At 67.0% G+C, this 22,144-nt stretch carries 17 protein-coding genes; 9 read left to right on the forward strand and 8 right to left on the reverse strand.

The annotated features are described in order from the left end of the window. Position 1 precedes the first annotated feature (1 nt). Positions 2-1,339: a hypothetical protein gene (locus ACAG24_RS18110; protein WP_370474060.1), complete on the forward strand. Its 1,338-nt coding sequence runs from the start codon at positions 2-4 to the stop codon at positions 1,337-1,339. Position 1,340: 1 nt separating this feature from the next. Continuing rightward, positions 1,341-2,666, forward strand: a complete 1,326-nt coding sequence (locus ACAG24_RS18115; RefSeq protein ID WP_370474061.1) for a hypothetical protein — start codon at positions 1,341-1,343, stop codon at positions 2,664-2,666. Here the strand turns inward: ACAG24_RS18115 and ACAG24_RS18120 are convergent. Further along, a complete protein-coding gene (locus tag ACAG24_RS18120) occupies positions 2,647-3,912 on the reverse strand; it encodes a glycosyltransferase (RefSeq protein WP_370474062.1) in 1,266 nt (421 codons plus the stop codon). The genes ACAG24_RS18115 and ACAG24_RS18120 overlap by 20 nt on opposite strands. A 25-nt stretch (positions 3,913-3,937) precedes the next feature. On the opposite strand from ACAG24_RS18120, the gene ACAG24_RS18125 reads away from it, so the two are divergent. Next, on the forward strand, positions 3,938-7,057 hold the full coding sequence (locus ACAG24_RS18125; RefSeq protein ID WP_370474063.1) for an MMPL/RND family transporter: 3,120 nt from the start codon (positions 3,938-3,940) through the stop codon (positions 7,055-7,057). A 79-nt stretch (positions 7,058-7,136) separates the two neighbouring features. After that, positions 7,137-8,216 (forward strand): DUF222 domain-containing protein, encoded by a 1,080-nt coding sequence (locus tag ACAG24_RS18130; RefSeq protein ID WP_370474064.1) that lies wholly within the window; start codon positions 7,137-7,139, stop codon positions 8,214-8,216. 463 nt (positions 8,217-8,679) lie between these two features. Here ACAG24_RS18130 and ACAG24_RS18135 read toward each other — a convergent pair whose 3' ends face one another. The 5 genes from ACAG24_RS18135 to ACAG24_RS18155 are packed head-to-tail and all read right to left on the reverse strand — an operon-like array spanning position 8,680 to position 13,546. Continuing rightward, on the reverse strand, positions 8,680-9,474 hold the full coding sequence (locus ACAG24_RS18135; protein ID WP_370474065.1) for an ABC transporter permease: 795 nt from the start codon (positions 9,472-9,474) through the stop codon (positions 8,680-8,682). Further along, on the reverse strand, positions 9,471-10,211 hold the full coding sequence (locus tag ACAG24_RS18140) for an ABC transporter permease (protein ID WP_370474066.1): 741 nt from the start codon (positions 10,209-10,211) through the stop codon (positions 9,471-9,473). The genes ACAG24_RS18135 and ACAG24_RS18140 overlap by 4 nt, the downstream gene beginning before the upstream one ends. After that, the gene (locus ACAG24_RS18145) at positions 10,208-11,140 is read right to left on the reverse strand and encodes an efflux ABC transporter ATPase subunit, DrrA-related (RefSeq protein ID WP_370474067.1); all 933 of its coding nucleotides are present in this window, start codon (positions 11,138-11,140) and stop codon (positions 10,208-10,210) included. The genes ACAG24_RS18140 and ACAG24_RS18145 overlap by 4 nt, the downstream gene beginning before the upstream one ends. After that, complete coding sequence (locus ACAG24_RS18150; protein ID WP_370474068.1) at positions 11,137-11,856, reverse strand: glycosyltransferase; 720 nt, start codon at positions 11,854-11,856, stop codon at positions 11,137-11,139. Before ACAG24_RS18150 ends, ACAG24_RS18145 begins: the two co-directional genes overlap by 4 nt. Before the next feature lie 7 nt (positions 11,857-11,863). Beyond that, positions 11,864-13,546 carry a fatty-acid--AMP ligase gene (locus ACAG24_RS18155; protein WP_370474069.1) on the reverse strand — a complete coding sequence of 561 codons (1,683 nt, stop codon included), beginning with the start codon at positions 13,544-13,546 and terminating at the stop codon, positions 11,864-11,866. A 146-nt stretch (positions 13,547-13,692) separates the two neighbouring features. Between ACAG24_RS18155 and ACAG24_RS18160 the strand changes: the two genes are divergently transcribed. After that, positions 13,693-15,321, forward strand: coding sequence for an ABC-F family ATP-binding cassette domain-containing protein (locus tag ACAG24_RS18160; RefSeq protein WP_370474070.1), 1,629 nt, complete (start codon positions 13,693-13,695; stop codon positions 15,319-15,321). Positions 15,322-15,413: 92 nt separating this feature from the next. After that, positions 15,414-15,608 carry a helix-turn-helix domain-containing protein gene (locus ACAG24_RS18165; protein WP_370474071.1) on the forward strand — a complete coding sequence of 65 codons (195 nt, stop codon included), beginning with the start codon at positions 15,414-15,416 and terminating at the stop codon, positions 15,606-15,608. A gap of 10 nt (positions 15,609-15,618) precedes the next feature. Here the strand turns inward: ACAG24_RS18165 and ACAG24_RS18170 are convergent, their stop codons facing one another. After that, positions 15,619-16,182 carry a TetR/AcrR family transcriptional regulator gene (locus ACAG24_RS18170; protein WP_370474072.1) on the reverse strand — a complete coding sequence of 188 codons (564 nt, stop codon included), beginning with the start codon at positions 16,180-16,182 and terminating at the stop codon, positions 15,619-15,621. A gap of 8 nt (positions 16,183-16,190) precedes the next feature. Continuing rightward, positions 16,191-19,007 carry an aconitate hydratase AcnA gene (gene acnA, locus ACAG24_RS18175; RefSeq protein ID WP_370474073.1) on the reverse strand — a complete coding sequence of 939 codons (2,817 nt, stop codon included), beginning with the start codon at positions 19,005-19,007 and terminating at the stop codon, positions 16,191-16,193. Between the two features lie 164 nt (positions 19,008-19,171). Here acnA and ACAG24_RS18180 point away from each other — a divergent pair, with 164 nt between their 5' ends. From ACAG24_RS18180 to ripB, 3 genes are all read left to right on the forward strand, one after another. After that, entirely contained in the window at positions 19,172-19,765 is a 594-nt protein-coding gene (locus tag ACAG24_RS18180) for an Rv1476 family membrane protein (RefSeq protein WP_370474074.1), read from the forward strand. Between the two features lie 217 nt (positions 19,766-19,982). Further along, a complete protein-coding gene (gene ripA, locus ACAG24_RS18185; protein ID WP_370474075.1) occupies positions 19,983-21,392 on the forward strand; it encodes an NlpC/P60 family peptidoglycan endopeptidase RipA in 1,410 nt (469 codons plus the stop codon). Next, complete coding sequence (gene ripB, locus ACAG24_RS18190) at positions 21,392-22,078, forward strand: NlpC/P60 family peptidoglycan endopeptidase RipB (RefSeq protein ID WP_370474187.1); 687 nt, start codon at positions 21,392-21,394, stop codon at positions 22,076-22,078. The genes ripA and ripB overlap by 1 nt, the downstream gene beginning before the upstream one ends. The last annotated feature ends 66 nt before the right edge of the window (positions 22,079-22,144 follow it).

Raw genomic sequence — 22,144 nt, forward strand, 5'->3', positions numbered from 1 at the left:
CATGACGGTGCTCGACTACGTCGATCAGGCCATGTACCTGGGGTTGCGCGCCACCGGGCAGGCCGCCGCGATGCAATGCGTGTGGGTGTACGAGCACGCGGTCGACATCGACGCCGTCCGGCGCTTCCACCGCAACTTCGGAAACGGGCTGTGGGGGCGTTGCATCGAACGCTCCGCGGTGCCGTTCGGCCGGCACCGGTGGGTGAGGGCCGTCCGGCCTCCCACCGACATCGACATCGAGACGCGGCCCCGACCGCGCGGCGAACTCGGCGGCTGGATCGACGAACGGGCGGTGCTGCCGGTCGACCCGGAGTGGGGGCCGAGTTGGCACCTCGGTGTGCTGCCGATGACCGACGGGTCGACGGCGCTGTGCCTGACGATGTCGCACTGCATCAGCGACGGCGGCGGCGCCGTCGCGACGATCCTCGACGCCATCACCGGCGAGATCCGCGACTTCGGCTATCCCGCTGCGCGGTCGCGCACCCGGGGCCGCGCCGTCGTCGAGGACCTGAAGCAGAGCCGGCGTGATCTGCCCGACGTGACACGGACTCTGGCCACCGCGGGCCGGATCGCGCGCCGCCGCTTCCGGGACCGGCCGGTGCGCTCGGCACGGAGGACCGCGGCAGGAAGAGAGTTCGACGACAGCCGTCACGTGGCGGTGCCGACGGTGTCGGTGTTCGTGGATCTGGATGCGTGGGATGGGCGGGCCGCCGCACTCGGCGGCAACACCTATTCGCTGCTGGCGGGATTCTGCGCGCGACTGGCCGATTCCATGGGTCGGCGTGCCCCGGATGGGAAGGTGTCGCTGATCATTCCGATCAACGACCGTGCCGATATCGCCGACACCCGGGCCAATGCCGTCCAATTGGCCAGTGTGCGAATCGATCCCGCACAGGTGTGTGCCGACCTGTCGGATGCGCGGGCAGAGATCCGGCAGACCCTCGCGACGCTGGGGGAGACTCCGGAGGAAGCCGAACAGCTGCTGCCGCTGATCCCGTTCATGCCGCGAGTCGCGGTCAGGCGAGGCGCCGAGATGGCATTCAACTTCGCCGAGCAGCCGGTGTCGTGTTCCAACATGGGCACTGTCTCGTCCGCCGTCGCGCGTCTGGACGGCACGGACGCCGAATACGTGCTGATGCGCGGTGTCGACCAGCATGTCACCCGTCGGGTCCTGGAGCAGCGGCACGGCCTCCTCACGATCGTGAGCGCACGTGTCAGCGGCCGGATCTCGCTGGCTGTCGTGGGATACGCCGGCGGCGCCGTCGAGACGAGATCCGCATTGCTCGACCGGGTGGAGCGCACGCTCTCCGATTTCCAGCTCACCGGCACGGTCGTCTGACATGCGCGACGACCGGCTCGCCCATATCGACCAGGCCACATTCCTGTCGCTACGCGCGACGGGACAGGCTCAGGTGGTACAGCTCGTATGGGTCTACGACCATCCCGTGGATCACGTCGGGCTGAAGCGATTCCACGAGAATTTCGGCTACGGGCTCGCCGGCCGACGCATTGAGCGATCGCCGCTGCCGTGCGGGAGGCACCGGTGGATATCCTCGACCGGCCCCGCGAGCGACATCGATGTCGCTGGCGAACCCCGCCCGCGCGCAGAGCTGAGCGACTGGATCGACGAACGGTCGCAGGTTCCGGTCGACCCCGAAACCGGCCCGGGCTGGCATCTCGGCGTCCTTCCCATGACGGACGGTTCGACGGCCGTCACCCTCGTTGCATCGCACTGTCTGATGGACGGCCTCGGTCTGGCGCAGACGCTGGTCGAGGCGATCACCGGATCGGTGCGCGAGTTCGATTATCCCGCGCCGAACGCACGCACCCGTGGGCGCGCGCTCGCTGAGGACGCGCGAGAAGCGTTGCGTGGCCTCGGTGCGGCCGGTCGCGCCGTCGCCGCCGCGGTCACGTTGGCACGGCGACGCCGGCATGAGACGCCTCCGAAACCGAGCCGACGCAGCCCGGCCGTGAATTCCGATGAGATCGTCGTGGTGCCCGCCGTGTCGGTCCTGGTCGATCTGACCGAGTGGGACCGCGTCGCCGAAAGAATCGGGGGAAACAGCCATTCGCTGTTCGCCGGTTTCTCGGCGGGCCTCGCGTCTGGCATGGACCGGTGCCGCGCCGACGGGACGGTCGACCTCGTCTTGGCGCTCTCCGACCGTACCTGGGACGACACGCGCGCCAACGCGTTGCGGTTTGCGGATGTCAACATCGACCCGGTGCGCGCCGCCGACGACCTCTCGCAGGCCCGCACGACCATTCGCACCGCGGTCGCGGCATTGCGCGACGATCCCGACGAGACTTTCGCGCTGCAGCCGCTGACTCCGTTCATCCCCAGGCGCGCCGTTCGGCGGCTCGGCGCCACGGTGTTCGGCACTCTGCCGGTGTCGTGTTCCAGCGTCGGCGAGCTGCCCGAAGCCGGCTTGCAGATCGACGGCACCGTCGCCGAACACGGGTATCTACGCGCAGTGGACCAGAATGTGCGCCGGTCCCAGATCGAGCGCGGCGGAGGTCAACTCGTTCTCGTGGCGGGCCGCGTCGGCGGGAAGATGAACATCGGGGTGACGGCCTACCAGCCCGGAGTGGCCACTACCAAACCACGCTTGCGTGCCCTGGCGGCCGATGTGCTGGCCGGGTACGGCATCACCGGCGAGATACTGTGACCGGTATCCGACCTCTCACTGCCGAAGCTTCGACGAGATCTGCTGCGGAGGAACGACTTTGTGCAGGTGTCGCCATACGTGCCGCCAGCTCGGTCGCGCGCTGCGCCGATGCGGGCGCGAGTACCGTGCGCAACCCGGCGAGGAGGGACTCGGCCGTGACGGACGTGAATCTCTGCGCAGCGCCGACGCCCAGCCTTTTGACAGTGGCGGCCCACACCGGCTGTTCGGCGCCGATCCACAGCACCAACGTCGGGGCGCCCGCGCGCAGTCCCGCTGCCGTCGTGCCCGCACCGCCGTGGTGGACCACGGCCCGGCACCTCGGGAACACGGCCGAATGATTGACCGAACGAACCACTTTGATGTGGTCGGCGGTGTCGGCACAGTCGACATCCCACACGCCCGAACAGATCAGCGCACGCTCACCGAGCTCGGCGCACACCGCGGAGATCATCGCGACGGCGGCGGCGGGGGATTCGACCGGCATGCTGCCGAAACCGAAGTAGATCGGCGCTGTGCCCGCATTCATCCACTCCGAGGTCGTGGCGTCGGTAGGGGCATCGAGTTGCAGCGTCAGGGCGCCGGTCAGAGGTCTGCGGTCGCCCCACCGCTCGGCAAGCCCCGGAAAGAGCTCCTTGTCGTAGGCCTGGATCTCCAGGGCGCCGCCGTCGGTCATCCGGCGGATCGCTCTGACCCGGGTCGGCGGCAGCCCGAGTTCGCGCCGTTGTTCGTCCTCGGCGCGCCGGATCACCCTCCAGTGCAGCGACTCCACAACCGGCCACACCGATTCGACCACGGCTGCGGGCAGCGGGGCGGGCAGTACGTAGGGGTTGGCGCGGAACGGGAAGTAGTGCAGGGCCGCCAGCGGAATGCCCTGGCGTTCGGCCACATTGGCGGCCAGCTCCTGGTATGTGGTGCCGGTCAGGATCAGGTCGGCCTCGGAGGAAAGACGCACGAGAGTCCTGCTCATCTGCGCCCACCCTTGCGTCATGTAGTCGCGGACCTCCCGAAGCGCGACCCACGGCTGTCGAAGTCGAAACGGCTCGCGGAAGACGTCGTCCTCGAGCTGCTGCTGCGAATCGACGCCGTAGGCCGCCGCAGGCCCGAGGCCGGCGTCCTCGACGAACGACACCAGGTTGGGCGGCACCGCCACGCGGACCTGGTGGCCACGGCGAACCAATTCCAACGCGACCGCCGCGCACGGCTCGACATCACCCCGAGTTCCATGGACGGCCACCGCGAACCTCACGCGTCGTCCTTCCTCGGAGCCGTAAATGTTTGAGCGCGGGGGGCTTCCGGCGCTGGGCCGTGCGATCGTGCGTCACCCCGTGGTCGTGATCGTAGCCTGGGTCGCGACCGTGGTGCTGCTCTTCCTCACGGTGCCACCGCTCGCCGTTGTCGCGCAGAAGAACCCGCCCCCGTTCCTGCCCGAGGATTCCCCGGTTTTCATCGCGAGCCAGAAAATGGAGGCGGCGTTCGGGGAGGCGGGCTCGGGCAACATCGCGGTCGTCATCCTGAGCAACGAGAACGGGCTGACGCCTGCTGACGAAGCCGTGTACAGGACCGTCGTGGACGATCTCAAGGCCGATACGGCCAACGTCGAGTCGGTGCAGGACTTCGTCTCCACACCCGAACTGCGGCAGGTGATGTCGAGCGAAGACGGCAAGGCCTGGAACCTGCCTGTCAGCATGACCGGTGACATGGGAGCTCCGAGCGGGCAGGAGGCCTACCGGCACGTCGCCGCGTTGGTCGAAGACGCGACCGCGGACACCGCAGTGAGCGTTAACCTCGTCGGCGCCGCAGCCACATTCGACGACATCAACGCGATCGGTGCCCGCGACCAGCTCATCATCGAGATCTCGACCGTCATCACCGTGCTGCTGATCCTCATCGTCGTCTACCGGAACCTGGTCGCGATGATCATCCCGCTGCTGACCATCGGCATCTCGCTGGGCATCGCGCAACAGGTGGTGGCGGCCCTGGGCGAGATGGGTCTCGGACTCGGACCGCAGACCATGGTGCTGATGACCGGCATGATGATGGGCGCCGGGATCGACTACGCGGTGTTCCTTTTCAGCCGTTATCAAGAGCTCGTACGCTCCGGCCTGGAGTCCGACGACGCGCTCGTGGAAGCGCTGCGCTCGATCGGAGAGGTGATCGCCGGATCGGCAGGCACAGTCGCCCTGACGTTCCTGGCGCTGTCATTCGCCACCCTCGGGGTGTTCTCGACAATCGGTCCGGCACTGGCGATCACGATCGCGATCGGCTTCCTGGCGTCCATCACGCTGCTGCCCGCGTTCATCGTGTTGACCGGCCGGCGCGGATGGATCAAGCCGAGGAAACAGGAACTCACACGCCAATTCTGGCGTCGCTCCGGTGTCAACATCGTGCGCAAGCCCGTCGCCCACCTCATGGCGAGCCTTCTCGTGCTGGGTGGGCTGGCCTCGTGCGTGCTCTTCATGAACTACAACTTCGACGACCGCCAGTCTCTGCCCGACGACGCGCAGAGCAACATCGGCTATGAGGTGATGAATCGGCATTTCCCGATCAGCACGACTCTGCAGCAGTTCGTCACAGTCCATTCCCCGGACCAGGACCTGCGGACACCGAAAGCGTTGGCCGACATGGAGCAGATGGCGGGCCGCATCGCGCAGGTACCCGACATCGACATGGTGCGCGGAATCACGCGGCCGTCGGGCGAAACCCTGGAGCAGGCACGCGCCACCTATCAGGCGGGTGAGGTCGGGGGCAGACTCCGCGAAGCGTCGACGCTGATCAACGACAACGACGGGAACCTCGACACGCTCAGCGACGGTGCGGGCCAACTCGCCGACGTGCTGGACGAGATCCGCAACGGCGTGGTCGGCGCTCTCGGCAGCGTCCGGGGCCTGGCGGGCGCCCTCGACGACATGTCAACCCGCTTCGGCGGCGAGGAGACGCTCGAAGAGATCGACAAGACAGCGACTCTGGTGGACAACATGCGTGCGCTCGGTGGTTCCCTCGGCGAGAACATCGAGCGGGTCAACAACTTCTATGTCTGGGCCACCCCCGTCGTCAACGGACTCAACACCAGCCTGACCTGCAACCTGGACCCCGCCTGTGTGAGCGCGCGGGCAGAGTTGCAGCAGATCGCGGCCTCCCGCGATGATGTCGCCCTCACCCGCATCACCGAGCTGTCCCGACAGCTGCAGACCACCGACGGCACCGACTCGGTGTCCGAGGCGCTGCGCGGTATCGGCCAGAACCTCTCCGCGGCTACGCAAGCGGCCCGCGATCTCGGGATAGGGGAGCCAGGTGGCGTCCAAAAACAACTCGACACCATGCTCGACGGCGCCAACACGCTCGCGGATTCGAGCCGCCAACTCGCCGAGGGTGTTCAGCTGCTCGTGGATCAGACACGGCAGCTGGGCGGAGGTCTGAACCAGGCGTCGTCGTTCCTGCTGGCAATGCGCACCGATGCGGCAGAACCGCCGATGTCCGGGTTCTACATCCCGCCGGAGGTGCTGACCCAGCAGGAGTTCGAGAAGGCCGCGAAACTGTTCGTGTCCGAGGACGGGCGCACCGTCCGATATCTCGTGCAGACCGCACTGAATCCGTTCGGCCGCGACGCGATGGACCAGGTCGGCGAGATCATCGCCGCCGCCGAAAGCGCGCGGCCGAACACGACTTTGGCCAACGCCGAGATCTCGATGGTCGGCTTCTCCGCGGTGAACGGCGACATCCGGCATTACTACAGCGGCGACAGTCGGTTCATCATGATCTCCACGTTGGTCGTGGTGTTCGTCATCCTGGCGTTGCTGTTGCGAGCCATCGTCGCCCCGCTGTATCTGGTGGCGACGGTGATCCTGTCCTATGGGTCGGCGCTCGGCATCGGTGTCCTGTTGTTCCAGTTCATCCTCGGCGAGGAATTGCACTGGAGTGTGCCGGGTCTCGCGTTCCTCGTGCTGGTGGCGGTGGGGGCGGACTACAACCTGCTGTTGATTTCCAGAATCCGGGACGAGTCGGCGAAAGGTGTGCGCACCGGCGTCATCCGCACCGTCAGCGCGACGGGCGGCGTCATCACGTCGGCCGGTTTGATCTTCGCGGCGTCGATGCTCGCCCTGACGGTGAGCAGCATCAGCACGATCGTGCAGATGGGCTTCGTCATCGGCGTCGGCCTGCTGCTGGACACCTTCGTCGTGAGGACGGTGACGGTACCCGCGGCTTGCGTGCTGATCGGAGACAAGAACTGGTGGCCGTCCAGAGGACCTCGGGCGGCGCCGAAGCCGCGGCCGGTGAAGGCGGTGGCCCCTGCCGACAGGGTGGACGACGACGAACACGACTGGGGTGACTGCGAATACGGGGCGGCGACGCACGCCGCGAGTCGTGTCTCGTCTGCGTGGCGCGACCGGTAGTTATCCCCAAACCCGACTTCATCCACAGCCCGGAACTCCGGGCTCGTCGGGTGGCGCCGGGCCGACTACCTTCGAAAGGGTGTTCGAGAAGATCCTGGCGGCCGTGTCGACGGCACGCACCCCCGGTGAGGGGGTCCGCGCGTGCGCTCGGCTGGAGAACGCCGCCTGCGCCTCGCGGCTCGGACACATGGCCGACATGCTCGACGCGGCGTATGCGGCGTCCGGATCGGCGCAGCGCGATCAGTGGCGCTTCGACAACTGGTCGTCGGTGTGCGCGCAGATCGGTGCCGCCCACGAGGTGACCAGCGGGGTAGCCACAGGACTGCTGACCGATGCGGTGGTGCTGCGCGAGCGTCTGCCACGGGTGGCAGCGGTGTTCGCCGAGGGTTTGATCTCCTACCGCCTGGTCCACGCAATCTGCACTCGCACAATGCTTGTGAAAGACCCTGACGCGCTGCGCAAGATCGACGCCGAGCTGGCTGAACGGTTGCTCACGTGGGGTGCGAAGTCACGCGAAAGATCCGAAAGCGACATCGACGAGCTCGTGCTGCGGCACGACCCCTACGCGGTTCGTCGTACGGAGTCGGCATGCCGGGGCGCGCACGTGGACGTGCAGACCGACTCCGCCAACGGCGTCTGCCACGTGACGGCGACGGTGTTGGCGTCTGACGGTGAAGCGTTCGACACGCGGGCTGATGCGTTGGCGCGCACGGTATGTGACCGCGATCCGCGTACCCTGGACCAGCGCCGCGCCGCCGCACTCAGCGCGATGGCTTTCAGCTGGGACAGGCTGCCCTGCATGTGCGAGTCCGAAGGGTGCGACGAAGCCTGCCGGCGGAGGCGTGGTGATCCACGTGATCGCGCGACAGGGCATCGTCGACGCCGCACAGCCCGGCGCGGGGCGACGAGCCCGCTGACGCAGGCTCCCCCCAGCCCGCCGCCGGTGATCTCACCTCGCAGCGGCGTGCCCTCGCCGGCGAGAATCCGCCGCTGCTCCCGAGGCCGTGGCAGTCCTACACGCTGTCCGCGTTGGTTGACGTCCTCGCCGCCGATCGTGGTGAGTTCTGCCCGGCGCGGCCCGCGAAAATCCTGGGTGGCACGGTCATTCCGGCTCCGGTTGCCGCGCAGGTCGCGATGCACGCCACCATCAAGCCGCTGATCCACCCCGGGCAGGCGCCCCCCAGAGCGGGGCTACCGGCCATCCCGCAAGCTGGCCGACTTTATCCGGTGCCGAGATCAGACGTGCCGGTTTCCCGGCTGTTCGAGACCGGCCTCGATCACCGACATCGACCACACCATTCCGTACCCGTACGGGCCGACCTGTGCGTCGAATCTCGCTTGTTTGTGCCGGGCACCATCTCCTCAAGACCTTCTGGCCCGGGTGGAGCAGCGTGCAATCGCCCGACGGCACCATCGTGTGGACGGATCCCGGCGGCTGCACCGCCACGACCCACCCGGGGAGCAGGTCGCTGTTCCCCGAACTGTGCGCGCCGACAGCCGAAGTCCCACGCACGGCAGGCCTGCCGCGCAAGCACACCCAAGGTCTGACGATGCCCAAACGAGCGATCACTCGCGCCGACTCGCGCAGGCAACGCATTGACGACGAACGGCGACGCAAACGGTCAGCCCGCGCCGCCGGATTGGGCGGCTCGGCGATAGCCGCGCACCGCCAACGGGCCGAAGACGGCCAGAAGCGCTGCCAGCCAGATAGCGCCGGCAAGCATCGAGGGCCCGGCGGCGTCGCCGTCGGCGAGCGCGCGCATCGACTCGACCACCGGCGTCAGTGGTTGCAGCCGAATCAGCGGCTGAAGCCATGACGGGAACAGCTCGACGGGCGCGATACCGCCGGTGCAGAACGACAAGCCGATTGCCGACCCGCCGAGCACTGTCAGCAGCGCGGTGCTCTGCCGCGTCACCGCGACCGACGCGACGATGGTCGCGAAGACCACCACGACCAGCACGGGTATCAGCAGGAACGGCACCACGGCAAGCGGACTGCCCTCGAATCGAAGCCCGAGAGCCATGCCCACGACCACGATGACGATTCCGGCGACGAGCGTCCTGAGCCCCTCTGCGGCAAGCGTTCCCGCCAGGAACGTGTACCGCTTCACCGGCTGCACCCAGAACCGGCTGAGCAGGCCGCTGTCTCGTTCGGTCGGCAGCTGGAACCCTGCCCCGATCGCCCCCATCATCGCGCCCGCGACCGTGCACATCGGCACCAGCGCGCTCAGATTGTCGGTGCCGGTGAGCCGCACCATCGACGTGCTGACAACAAGGTGGTACGTCAGCAGAAGCAGCGTAGGCAACAGCAATGACTGCATCGGGATCACCGGATTCCTGCGCCAATGTGTCACCATGCGCTCGGCAAGGATCGCCGTTGCCGTGAGTGGAGTCGCCGTGAATGGCCCCGTTCTCACCGCGCCCGCCTCTGCGTCCGCACCGCAAGAGCCCCGAAGACCACGAGCAGGCCGACACACCAGGCCGCTGTGATCAGAACCTCGCCGCCCGCCGCCCGCCCGACCGCGAGATCGCGCAGCGTGTCGGTGATCTGTGACACCGGTTGGTGCGCCACGAACGGCTGCACCCACTCGGGAAAGGACTCTGCCGGAGCCAGACATGTCGACACGAGGATCAAGACCAGCTGAGGAACGAGCAGCAACTGACCGGCGCCCACCCTGCCGATCCAGGTGCCCGTCGCGTCGGCGCCCAACGACAATGCCACCGTCAGCAGCAACGGGACGACGAGAAACGCCGCGGCGCTAGGCAATCCGACCGACATCCGGAAGCCGAGCAGGTACGCCGTCGCCACCGCCGCCCCCATCGCCAGCGAGCCCCGCAGCAGGCAGTACAACATCCGCGCGGTCATCGGGGCCAGCAGAGAAATCGGCTGTGTCCCGAGCCGCACCGCGAAACCCGATGCCCTTTCCCAGCCTGCCCTGTCCGCAGTCGTCACCGCGCCGAGCAGCATAGCCTGCACGATGACACCGGGGAGCAGGTAGTCGGCATAACTCATGTCCCCGGTGTCGATCACATGCCGCAGCGCGAAATTGAGGCCGAGCAGCGTCACCACGGGTGCGACCACGCCGAGGACGAGGTCGAAGTCGCGCAGCGCGATCCGGACCATCCGTTCGGTCAGTGCGGCAAGGGAATTCACGGCGCCAGCGCCGCCGGGGTCAGATTGAGGAACACCTCGTCCAGCGTCGGCCTGCGCAGCGTGATGTCGATGAGCTCCACGCCAAGGCGATCGGTCCGGCGCACCACCTCGCTGAGCGTGCCGACGCCGTCGACGGCCCGCACGGAGACCGTGTTGGCGTTCTCGTCGGCGTCGACGTCGGACATCCCGGCGAAGGCGGCGGACACCCGGGCGATGTCGTCGGGGTGGACGAGGGTCACCTGACAGTAGGTGGCGCCGGTCTGCGCCTTGAGGTCCTCTGCAGTCCCGCTGGCCACCACCCGCCCGGTGTTGAGGATGACGATCGAATCGCTCAACACGTCGGCCTCTTCCAGATACTGCGTGGTGAGCAGCACGGTCACGCCCTGAGATGCCAGCGACGACACCAGCTCCCACACCTGTCGTCTGCTGCGCGGATCCAGTCCCGTGGTGGGCTCGTCGAGGAACAGCACCCTCGGTGTGGTCACCAGTCCGATGGCGATGTCGACGCGCCGCCGCATCCCGCCCGAATACGTCTGCACAGCACGGTTTGCGGCGTGCCCCAGCTCGAACTGCTCGATCAGCTCGTCGGCCCGCTGTCGGGCGGCCTTGCGCCGCATACCGCGCAGCCGCCCGAACAGGATCAGATTCTCCCGTCCCGTGAGAAGTTCGTCGAGGCAGGCGCTCTGGCCCGTCACGCCGATGCTGTTGCGGACCTCGTCGGCCTGTTCGACGACGTCGTATCCGGCGACCCGCACGCGCCCCGAGGTCGGAGGTATCAGGGTCGACAGAATTTGCACCGTGGTGGTCTTGCCGGCGCCGTTGTGACCGAGGAGCCCCAGCACCGAGCCCGTCGGCACCGCGAAGCTGACCTCGGTGAGCGCCGCGACGCCCTCGTCGAAGAACTTGCAGAGCCCGGTCACCTCGATCATCGGACCACCGTCCATTCCTTGCTGGCAGACCGGCGGAAAGCGAAGACCGACACCGAGTTCGAAAACCATTGCCACAGCAGGGTGCGCCAACCGACGGTGTGTGCCCGCCGACCCGAGTGGTACACCGTGAGGCGGCTCTCGAACCGCGTTCGCCCGATCCGGGACAGCCGACGGAACAAATCCATGTCTTCGGCAGCGGGCAGCGACTCGTCAAAGCCGCCGACCCTCCGGAACGCCTGGGCGGCGATCATCTGGAACTCACCGCCCGAGCCGCCGATGCCGAACACATTGTTCTGCAGCAGGAATTGCAGACCGAGCATCGTGAACACGTATTTGTCGGCAGCCGTGGCGTTTTCGGGGACGACACGGTATTTCCCGGTGAGGGCCACCACGCGTTCGTCGGCGTCGAATGCGGCATGGGCGATCCGGAAGAACTCGTCGATGTCGGGCACCAGGACGTCGGCGTCGACGAACACGAGGTAATCGCCGCGGGCGGCGGCTGCTCCGAGGTTGCGGGCTTCGGCGATCGTCTGCCTGCATGCTTCCTCGTGCACGATGACGCGGTCGGCGAACCTGCGGCAGATCTCGACGGTGCCATCGGTGCTGTTGCCGTCGGACACCACGATCTCGTGCTCACCCGAATACCCGCTGAGACAGTGCAGTGTCTGCTCGATCGTCTGCCGCTCGTTGAGGGTCGGAATGATGAAGGAGAGCATCGCGGTGTCAGGCGTCGAGGCGGGCGAGCGAGGCGTCGAGGTACTGCTCGACGCATTTCTGCCTACGGATCTTTCCGCTGGTGGTGATCGGCAGGGAACCTCGCTCGACGAGGACGAGTTCGGTGAGGGTGAGGCCGTGCGTAGTGGCCACGGCGGCCGTCACGTCATCGACGATGTCGCGGTCGCTCTTGGCTTCTGCGACGACGACCAGGTGTTCCGTGCCGTCCTGATCGACGGAGATCGCCGCGCTCCTGCCGCCGGAGATGGCGCTGACGGTGGCCTCGATGTCGTCCGGATAGTGGTTGCGGCCCCGCACGATCAGCAGGTCTTTGAGTCGGCCGACGATGAACAGTTCACCCTCAGAGAGGAACCCGAGATCGCCTGTGCGCAACCACTTCTGGTCGGGCTCACCGTCCAGCGTGGCGCCGAAGGTGGAGGTGGTCTCGTCGGGCTTGTTCCAGTAGCCGTGGCACACGTTGTCGCCGCGGGTCCAGATCTCGCCGATCCTGCCAGGTTCGACCTCGCGCCGGGATTCCGGATCGACGATGCGTACGGCGGGGGAGGCGGGATTCCCGTAGCTGACGAGAGGTGTGCCGACTGAACCGCGCTCGGCAACGCCCTGCGACAACTTCTCGGCGTCGAACGGGACGACCGTCGGCGCAGTGCCCGGCAGGCGGGTGGCCACGTAGAGGGTGGCCTCCGCCAGGCCGTAGGAGGGGCGGATCACGTTGTCCGACAGATTGAATGGGGCGAATCGTTTGGCGAACCGGTCGACGGTCGCCGGCTGCACCCTTTCGGCCCCGCTCATGATCGCCAGGATGTTCCCGAGGTCGGTGCCGGCGATGTCGGCGTCCGCGGTCCGCGCCGCGGTCAGATCGAAGGCGAAGTTGGGGGCGGCGGTCAGACCCCACTCGTGGCTGCCCAGCAGCTGTATCCAGCGGGCCGGTTTCGTCAGGAACGCCATCGGGCTGGTGAAGACGGTTTTCCAGCCGCCCAGGATCGGTGTGCAGATTCCCAGCAGCAGGCCCATGTCGTGGTAGAAGGGCAGCCACGACACCACGGTGGTGCCAGGGGGAGCGACCTTGCCGTGGTCGGCGAAGAAGTTCGCCGTCATCTGTTCGAAGTTCGCCGACAGGTTGCGGTGCGACACCATCACGCCCGCCGGGGTGCGGGTGGAGCCTGAGGTGTACTGCAGGTAGGCCACCTCGGGACGCGCCTCGCGCCTGCGCTGGGGGCGGCGCTGGGCGTCGAGGTCGAGGCGGTCGATTTCGACGATGGCCGGCGGCTGGCGGCGGTCGGCCACACACCGCACCACGTCGTCGACGAGCGCCGATGTGGTGAGGATCACCGAGGGTGCGGCGTCGTGGAGGACTGCCATGATGCGCTCGTCGCCCGAGGGGTGCGTGGGTGCCGCCAACGGCACCGCGATCAGGTTCGCCTCCAGCGACCCCAGATAGCCCACCACATAGTCCATGCCCTGGGGGGCCAGGATCAGCGCCCGGTCGCCGCGGTGCGCGTGGCCCCGCAGTTCGTCGGCGAGGTTGACGACGCGCCGGTGAAGCTCGGACCAGGTCAGAGCTTCATAGCCACCAGCGGCGTCCGCGTCGTAGTCGACATACGTGAACGCGGCATCGTGCGGCTGCAAGCTGGCGCGCTCCCGCAGGATCGCCGGAATGGACGACTCGATCACTTCTGCCTCTCACCACCTAACGTCCGGAGTAGCTTAGGCTAACCTCGCTAAAAATATGCGCCCGCGTTATCGGTTGGCGCCGGGCGGGTGGCGCGCACTAGCCTTTGAGGGCCCAAGCCCACCTTTTCGTCATCGGGAGCATCAGCGTGATCACCGCAACGGACCTCGAGGTCCGCGCTGGAGCGCGCACGCTTCTGTCGATCGAGGGTTCCGCGCTGCGCGTGCAACCCGGCGACCGCATCGGCCTGGTGGGCCGCAACGGAGCGGGCAAGACCACGACGATGCGCATCCTCGCGGGCGAGGGTGAACCCTACGCGGGCACCATCACGCGATCTGGCGAAATCGGTTATCTGCCACAAGATCCCAAAGAGGGCGATCTCGACATGCTCGCTCGCGACCGGGTGCTCTCGGCGCGGGGCCTCGACACGCTGCTCGCCGACCTGGAGAAGCAGCAGGCGCTGATGGCCGAGGTCGCCGACGACGACGCCCGCGACAAGGCCATCCGCCGCTACGGGCAGCTGGAGGAGCGTTTCGCCGCCCTCGGCGGGTACGCCGCCGAGAGCGACGCCGGCCGGATCTGTGCGAGCCTCGGGCTGCCCGACCGCGTCCTGACCCAGCCGTTGCGCACCCTGTCGGGTGGTCAACGTCGCCGCGTGGAGTTGGCCCGGATCCTGTTCGCCGCCAGCGATGCGGGCTCGGGATCGGCGACCACGCTGCTTCTCGACGAGCCCACCAACCACCTCGACGCCGACTCGATCGGCTGGCTGCGCACCTTCCTGCAGAACCACGCCGGGGGGCTCGTCGTCATCAGCCACGACGTAGAGCTGCTCGCCGACGTCGTGAACCGGGTGTGGTTCCTCGATGCGGTGCGCGGTGAGGCCGACATCTACAACATGGGGTGGCAGAAGTACCTCGACGCGCGCGCCACCGACGAGCAGCGCCGCCGCCGCGAGCGCGCCAACGCCGAGAAGAAGGCGGGCGCGTTGCGGGCCCAGGCCGCCAAGATGGGCGCGAAAGCTACGAAAGCTGTTGCCGCACAAAATATGTTGCGACGCGCCGAACGCATGATGGCCGAGCTCGATGCCGAGCGGGTGGCCGACAAGGTCGCACGCATCAAGTTCCCGACGCCGGCGCCATGCGGCAAGACACCGCTGATCGCCAAAGGCCTGACCAAGACCTACGGTTCGCTGGAGATCTTCACCGGCCTGGATCTGGCGATCGACCGGGGTTCGCGCGTCGTCGTGCTCGGACTCAACGGCGCGGGCAAGACAACGCTGCTGCGGTTGCTCGCCGGTGTGGAGTCGGCCGACGCCGGCGGTCTCGAACCGGGCTACGGGCTCAAAATCGGCTACTTCGCCCAGGAGCACGACACCCTCGACAACATGGCGACGGTGTGGGAGAACATCCGCCACGCCGCGCCCGACACCGGGGAGCAGGACCTCCGTGGCCTGCTGGGCGCCTTCATGTTCAGCGGACCGCAGCTCGAACAGCCTGCGGGCACGCTGTCCGGCGGCGAGAAGACCCGACTCGCGCTCGCGGGTCTGGTCGCATCGACGGCCAACGTGCTATTGCTCGACGAGCCCACGAACAACCTCGATCCGGCCTCGCGCGAACAGGTGCTCGACGCTCTGCGCAGTTACGCCGGCGCGGTGGTCCTCGTGACGCACGACCCCGGCGCAGCCGAGGCGCTCGACCCTCAGCGGGTCCTGTTGCTGCCCGACGGCACTGAGGACTTCTGGTCCAACGATTACCGCGATCTGATCGAATTGGCGTAATTGTTTTTTCGCTGAGCGGCTGTGTTAACCCCTCCGCCGTTGGGTATGCGGACGTCTACATCCGTGCAACACCCTGCGGGGAGGCGTCCCATATGAAGAACGACGGCAAGTCGAGAGATCAGTTGCTGACAGAGCTGCGCAGCGCCTACGAGGACGGTGCCAGCATCAGGGCACTGGTCGCGACGACAGGCCACTCGTACGGCTCGATCCACACCATGCTGCGGGAGTCGGGCGCGACGATGCGTAGCCGCGGCGGCCCGAACCACCGCGGCAGACGCTCCGCCTGACTGTTTCCGCCTAGGTGTGCCGCACCGACGCCTCGACGAGGTCCAGTACGGCACTGAGCTTTTCGGGATCGTCGCCCGACGCGAGCCGGGCCACCAAGCCGTCGAGAACGAGTTCCAGATACGTACGCAGCACGTCGTCGTCGACATCGTCGCGCAGCCGCCCCGCCTGTTTCTGACGCCGTAGACGTTCGGAGGTCGCGGCGGACACTTCCGCCGAACGCTCCGCCCAACCACTGCTGAACGCAGGATCGTTGCGCAGCTTGCGGGCGATCTCCAACCTGTTCGCAAGCCAGTCGAACTGGTCGGGCGCGGCGAGCATGTCGCGCATCACCTGGATGAGGCCTTCGCGCGCCGCGACGTCGGCCATGCGCTCGGCGTCCTCGCGAGCGAGTTCGAAGAACAGCGTGTCCTTGTCGCGGAAATGGTGGAAGATCGCGCCGCGCGACAGCCCGATTGTCTGTTCGAGCCGTCGCACGGTCGCGCTCTCGTACCCGTACTGTGCGAAACACCGACGAGCACCGTCGAGGATCTGACGACGGCGCGCCGCCAGATGATCGTCGGTCACCCGGGGCATGTGAAGCGTTACGACTTCAGCATGTTGCGCAGCACGTACTGCAGGATGCCGCCGTTGCGGTAGTAGTCAGCCTCACCGGGGGTGTCGATGCGGACGACCGCGTCGAAGTCGACTTTCGAGCCGTCCTCTTTGGTGGCGGTCACTTTGACCGTCTTCGGTGTCTTGCCCTCGTTGAGTTCCTCGATGCCCGTGATGTCGTAGGTCTCGGTGCCGTCGAGCTTCAGTGACGCCGCCGATTCGCCCTTCGGGAACTGCAGCGGGATGACGCCCATACCGATCAGGTTCGACCGGTGGATGCGCTCGAACGACTCGGTGATCACCGCGCGCACGCCCAGCAGCGTGGTGCCCTTGGCGGCCCAGTCACGCGACGATCCTGAGCCATACTCCTTGCCGCCCAACACAACCAGCGGAATGCCTTCCTTCTGGTAGTTCTGCGACGCGTCGTAGATGAACGCCTGCGGTCCGCCATCCTGGGTGAAGTCGCGGGTGTAGCCGCCCGAGACGTCGTCGAGGAGCTGGTTCTTGAGCCGGATGTTGGCGAACGTGCCGCGGATCATCACCTCGTGGTTGCCGCGCCGCGACCCCAGCGAGTTGAAGTCCTTCGGCTCGACGCCGTGTTCTTCGAGGTACTGCGCTGCCGGGGTGCCCTTCTTGATGCTGCCCGCGGGGGAGATGTGATCGGTGGTGACCGAATCGCCCAAGAGGGCAAGCACTCTGGCGCCCTTGATGTCGAAGACGGGCTCCGGCTCGGCCGGCATGCCATCGAAGTAGGGTGCCTTGCGGACGTAGGTCGAATTCTCGTCCCACTCGAAGGTGTTGCCCTCCGGAGTCGGCAGCGAACGCCACCGATCGTCGCCCTTGAACACGTCGGCATAGGAGTCGGCGAACATCTCGCGGTTGATCGAGCTCGCGATGGTCTCCTGGATCTCCTGCGCGGACGGCCAGATGTCTTTCAGGAACACGTCATTGCCGTCGGTGTCCTGGCCGAGTGGGTCGGACTCGAAGTCGAAGTCCATCGTGCCCGCCAGGCCGTAGGCGATGACCAGCGGCGGGGACGCGAGGTAGTTCATCTTCACGTCGGGGGAGATGCGACCCTCGAAGTTGCGGTTACCCGACAGGACCGCCGTCACCGACAGGTCGTTGTCGTTGATGGCCGCCGAGATCTCGTCGGGCAGTGGGCCGGTGTTGCCGATGCACGTCGTGCATCCGTAACCGCCGAGGAAGTAACCCAGCTTCTCCAGGTAGGGCCACAGGCCGGCCTTGTTGTAGTAGTCGGTCACGACCTGGCTGCCCGGCGCCATGTTGGTCTTGACCCACGGCTTGGTGGTCAGGCCCTTCTCGACGGCCTTCTTGGCGAGCAGCGCCGCGCCGAGCATCACCGACGGGTTGGACGTGTTGGTGCATGACGTGATGCCGGCGACCACGACGGCGCCGTGGTCGAGCACGAACTCGCCGCGCTCCTCCGACTTCACGGTGATGGGCTTGCTCGGCCTGCCCTCGGATCCGTTTGCCGCAGAGGGGCGCATGTCCTCGGCGCCGTCATCGGCGAAGGACAGCGACACCGAATCGCTGGCCGGGAAGGACTCGTCGACGGCCTCGTCGAGCTTGGTCTCCGGCGCCGGATGGTTCTCTTCGACGTAGTTGTGGATGTCCTTGCGGAACGCGGTCTTGGCGTCGGAGAGCTCGATGCGGTCCTGCGGGCGCTTCGGGCCCGAGATCGACGGCACGACGGTCGACAGGTCCAACTCCAGGTATTCGGAGAAGACCGGCTCCTTCTTCGGGTCGTGCCACATGCCCTGTTCCTTGGCGTAGGCCTCGACCAGCGCAAGCTGCTCGTCGGTGCGGCCCGTCAGGCGTAGGTAGTTGATCGTCTCTTCGTCGATCGGGAACATCGCTGCGGTGGAACCGAATTCGGGGCTCATGTTGCCGAGCGTGGCGCGGTTGGCCAGCGGAACCTCGGCGACGCCCTCGCCGTAGAACTCGACGAACTTCCCGACCACGCCGTGCTTGCGCAGCATGTCGGTGACGGTGAGCACGACGTCGGTCGCGGTGACGCCGGGCTTGATCTCGCCGGTCAGCTTGAAGCCGACGACGCGGGGGATGAGCATCGAGACGGGCTGGCCCAGCATGGCCGCCTCGGCCTCGATGCCGCCGACCCCCCAGCCGAGCACGCCGAGGCCGTTCTCCATCGTGGTGTGGCTGTCGGTGCCCACGCAGGTATCGGGGTATGCCACGCCGTCCCGGGTCATCACGACGCGGGCGAGGTACTCGATGTTCACCTGGTGCACGATGCCGGTGCCCGGAGGGACGACCTTGAAGTCGTCGAACGCACCCTGGCCCCAGCGCAGGAACTGGTAGCGCTCGCCGTTGCGCTCGTATTCGAGCTCGACGTTGCGCTCGAACGCGTCGGCTCGGCCGAACACGTCGAGGATCACCGAGTGGTCGATGACCATCTCGGCGGGTGAGAGCGGGTTGACCTTGTCCGGGTCGCCGCCGAGCGAGGCGACGGCTTCACGCATGGTGGCCAGGTCGACGATGCACGGCACGCCGGTGAAGTCCTGCATCAGCACGCGTGCCGGCGTGAACTGGATCTCGATGCTGGGCTCGGCCTCGGGGTCCCAGTTCGCGATCGCCTCGATGTGTTCCTTGGTGATGTTGGCGCCGTCCTCGGTGCGGAGGAGGTTCTCGGCGAGCACTTTGAGGCTGTAGGGAAGTTTCTCGTTACCGGGGACCGCGTCGAGGCGGTAGATCTCGTAGCTGTTGTCTCCGACCTTCAGCGTGTCCTTCGCCCCGAACGAGTTCAGGGATGAATTCTTGCTGCTCACATCAACTCCCGGCTGTAGACCATCGCCGCGACGGGCTGTGTCGACGGCGTTCGTAACTCTAACAGTACGCTTGTCCTGTAAGAACTCCCAGGGTGTCTTCCAGTCTTGTCCCTGGGACGGCGTGCTGCCACCCGTGCCGGGTACCCGTCGCGTACGGTGCTGATGTGTCTGGACTGCAGTTCGTGCCTTTCGTGCCGACCTATATCCCGGTGCAGCTGTGCCAATCCGTCGGTATCGAGGTCAAGCCGGGCGATCCCATCCCCGACTCCTGCATGGACATCGTCCGCGCCAACGTGGCCGATTCCGGGGTGAGCGTGCCCGTCGGCACCCCCTCGGAGGTTCAGACGCAGCTGCGCGAGGTGGTCGAGGAGGCTGCGAGCCAAGGCATCGATCTGAAGATCGTCGTCATCGGCGCCAACCCTCCGATTCACACCCCGCTGCGCGACATCGCGTCAGAGGTGGGCGAGGCCAACCCCGGCGCAACGGTGCTCGCGCTCAGCCCGGGCTACGCGGGCACCTACAGTCCCGAATTCGATCGGGTGACGCTGGAAGCCGGCGAGGATCAGGCCAAGACGGGCGATCCCGTCCTGTCCTCGCAGAATTTCGTCGCCGAGTTGACGACCTCTCATTTCCCATGGACGCCATTCACGGTTGTGCTTGTTTTGGCCGTAGCTCTGGCGGCTGTTGCGACCCGTGTCCTGCAGAAATGGGGCAAACGGGCAACCGATTCGCGGGCAGCGTCGACCAGCGTCGATTAAAGAATTGCCGCGCGCAGCGCAAATACAAACATCACCATTCGATAACGCCGTTCGCAATTACATTCTTGTAATTCGTGACTAAAGTTTCTTTAGCGTCAGATGTGACGTACGGTGCAATCGGTGCCTGATGTTGCAGCTGTGATTTCTGTGACTCTGGGCTCGGGCGCCAGACCCTGTGCCGACACGTTCCGCGTGGAGCCTGAGGAGATTGAGTCGAATGAGACGCACCCCTGGCGGCGCCTCCGCTTCGCGGCTGTGCGCCGCGTCCCTGGCCTTCGGCATGGTGCTCACCACGCCGGCGCTCGCGCAGGCGCAGCCCGCCCGGACGGACGGCATCGCGCAGCTGGTCACGGACGTCGCCAACGTCAACCAACAACTTCAGGACCTCGGCGCTGCGATCCAGATGCAACAGGAGAGCGTGAACAAGGCAATCCTGGACGTCCAGACCGCCCGTGACGACGCCGCGGCCGCCCAACTCGACGTGGATGCCAGCGCACAGCGCGTCAAGGATGCCAATGCCGCGATCGCGGCCGCTCAGGACCGTTTCGACGATTTCGCCGCGGCGATGTACGTCAACGGCCCGTCCAACTCCTATCTGACGGCGACCGACCCGTCCGACATCCTGCACACCGCGGCAGCGGGGCAAACCCTCTCGCTCAGCTCGCAGAAGGTGATGGCCGACCTGCAGCGTGCGCGCACCGAGCAGGTCAACAAGGAGTCGGCGGCGCGGCTGGCCAAGCAGAAAGCCGACGACGCCGTCACCGCGGCCGAGACCAGCCAGCAGGATGCGGTGACCGCGCTGACCAAGGCGCAGGAGACGTTCAAGGCCCAGCAGGTCGAACTCGACCGGTTGACGGCCGAACGGGCCGACGCGCAAGCGAAGTTGGAAGAAGCCCGGACCCAGGCCGCGCCATCCGGCAGCGGTCCAGCGGCGGCGCCGGCCGGGGCCGCGACCTCCCCGGCCGGTGCCGGTGCCGGTGGGAAAGCCGACTGGGACGTCGACCCCGCCACGGGAAATCGCGAAACCGCCTGGGACATGACGCTGCCCCAGATCCCGAGCGCGTTCGTCAGCGGCGATCCCATCCAGATCATCAACGCGGTCCTGAAGATCATCACCACGTCGGTCGAGATCACCCAGAACCTGGGGCGCAAGTTCCTGCAGAGCATCGGTCTGCTGCCCACCCCGACCGGGATCACCAACGGCGCGATCCCGACGGTGGCCGGCCCGCAGGCCACCGAGTTCGTGATCAGGCGCGGAATGTCCCAGATGGGTGTGCCGTACTCGTGGGGCGGCGGCAACGCCGCGGGCCCGAGCCGCGGAATCGACTCCGGCGCAGGCACTGTCGGGTTCGACTGCTCGGGCCTGATGCTCTACATGTTCGCCGGCGTCGGCATCAAACTCGACCACTACTCAGGTTCGCAGTACAACGCCGGACGCAAGATCCCGTCGGCGCAGATGCGCCGCGGCGACATGATCTTCTACGGCCCCAATGCCAGCCAGCACGTCGCCATGTACCTCGGTGACGGGCAGATGCTCGAGGCCCCCTACACGGGCTCGGTCGTCAAGATCTCGCCGGTGCGAACCAGCGGTATGACCCCGTACGTGACCCGAATGATCGAGTGGTGATCCCCCTGCGTCGCTTCATCGTTGCGCTGGCCGCCGCGGCCGTTCTACTGGCCGGGGCCGTCGCGCCCGCGAACGCTCAGCCCGGCGGTGGTCAGTGGGATCCTCTGCTGCCCATGCGCCCGAGCGCCGGGGCACCCGGAGACGCGCTCGCGATCGCGAACGCGTCGTTGGCCGTCACCGCACAGGCCACCCAGGCCACCATGGGGATGGGCCGCAAGTTCCTGCAGAGTCTCGGGCTGGTCCCGCCGGACGCCCCCAGCGTCGCCCCGGGCAGCGTGCGCGGCTCCGCCGCCGTCGAGCACGTCATCAAACGCGGCGCCGCCCGGCTGGGCACCCCGTACTCGTGGGGCGGCGGCAAGCCGACCGGCCCCAGCCTCGGCGTCGAGCGCGGCGCCAACACCGTCGGCTTCGACTGCTCCGGCTTCACCCAGTACTCGTTCGCCGGTGTCGGTGTCCTGATCCCGAAGTACTCCGGCGACCAGTTCAACACCGGCAGGCGGGTCCCGATCCAGCAAGCCAAACGCGGAGACCTCTTGTTCTGGGGCCCCGGGGGCAGCCAGCACGTCGCCATCTATCTGGGCAACGGGCAGATGCTGGAATCCGGCGGCACCGCCGACAAGGTCGTCGTCAGCAAGGTCCGCATGTCAGGCCTGCAGCCGACCGTGCAGCGCATCATCGAATCCTGAGTGTGGCCTGAGTTAAAGCTGAGCAGCCCGGGCGACGTCGACGGATCTCCAACCGCCTGGAATAGT

It is taken from the genome of Mycobacterium bulgaricum (genome assembly GCF_041287165.2).
GTDB lineage: Bacteria > Actinomycetota > Actinomycetes > Mycobacteriales > Mycobacteriaceae > Mycobacterium > Mycobacterium bulgaricum.

What these genes read in the sequence shown, in the direction of transcription:
- ACAG24_RS18110 (WP_370474060.1), top strand. Translation starts at nt 2, where the DNA reads ATGACGGTGCTCGACTACGTCGATCAGGCCATGTACCTGGGGTTGCGC.
- ACAG24_RS18115 (WP_370474061.1), top strand. Translation starts at nt 1,341, where the DNA reads ATGCGCGACGACCGGCTCGCCCATATCGACCAGGCCACATTCCTGTCG.
- ACAG24_RS18125 (WP_370474063.1), top strand. Translation starts at nt 3,938, where the DNA reads ATGTTTGAGCGCGGGGGGCTTCCGGCGCTGGGCCGTGCGATCGTGCGT.
- ACAG24_RS18145 (WP_370474067.1), bottom strand. Translation starts at nt 11,140, where the DNA reads ATGATCGAGGTGACCGGGCTCTGCAAGTTCTTCGACGAGGGCGTCGCG.
- ACAG24_RS18150 (WP_370474068.1), bottom strand. Translation starts at nt 11,856, where the DNA reads ATGCTCTCCTTCATCATTCCGACCCTCAACGAGCGGCAGACGATCGAG.
- ACAG24_RS18165 (WP_370474071.1), top strand. Translation starts at nt 15,414, where the DNA reads ATGAAGAACGACGGCAAGTCGAGAGATCAGTTGCTGACAGAGCTGCGC.
- ACAG24_RS18170 (WP_370474072.1), bottom strand. Translation starts at nt 16,182, where the DNA reads ATGCCCCGGGTGACCGACGATCATCTGGCGGCGCGCCGTCGTCAGATC.
- ripA (WP_370474075.1), top strand. Translation starts at nt 19,983, where the DNA reads ATGAGACGCACCCCTGGCGGCGCCTCCGCTTCGCGGCTGTGCGCCGCG.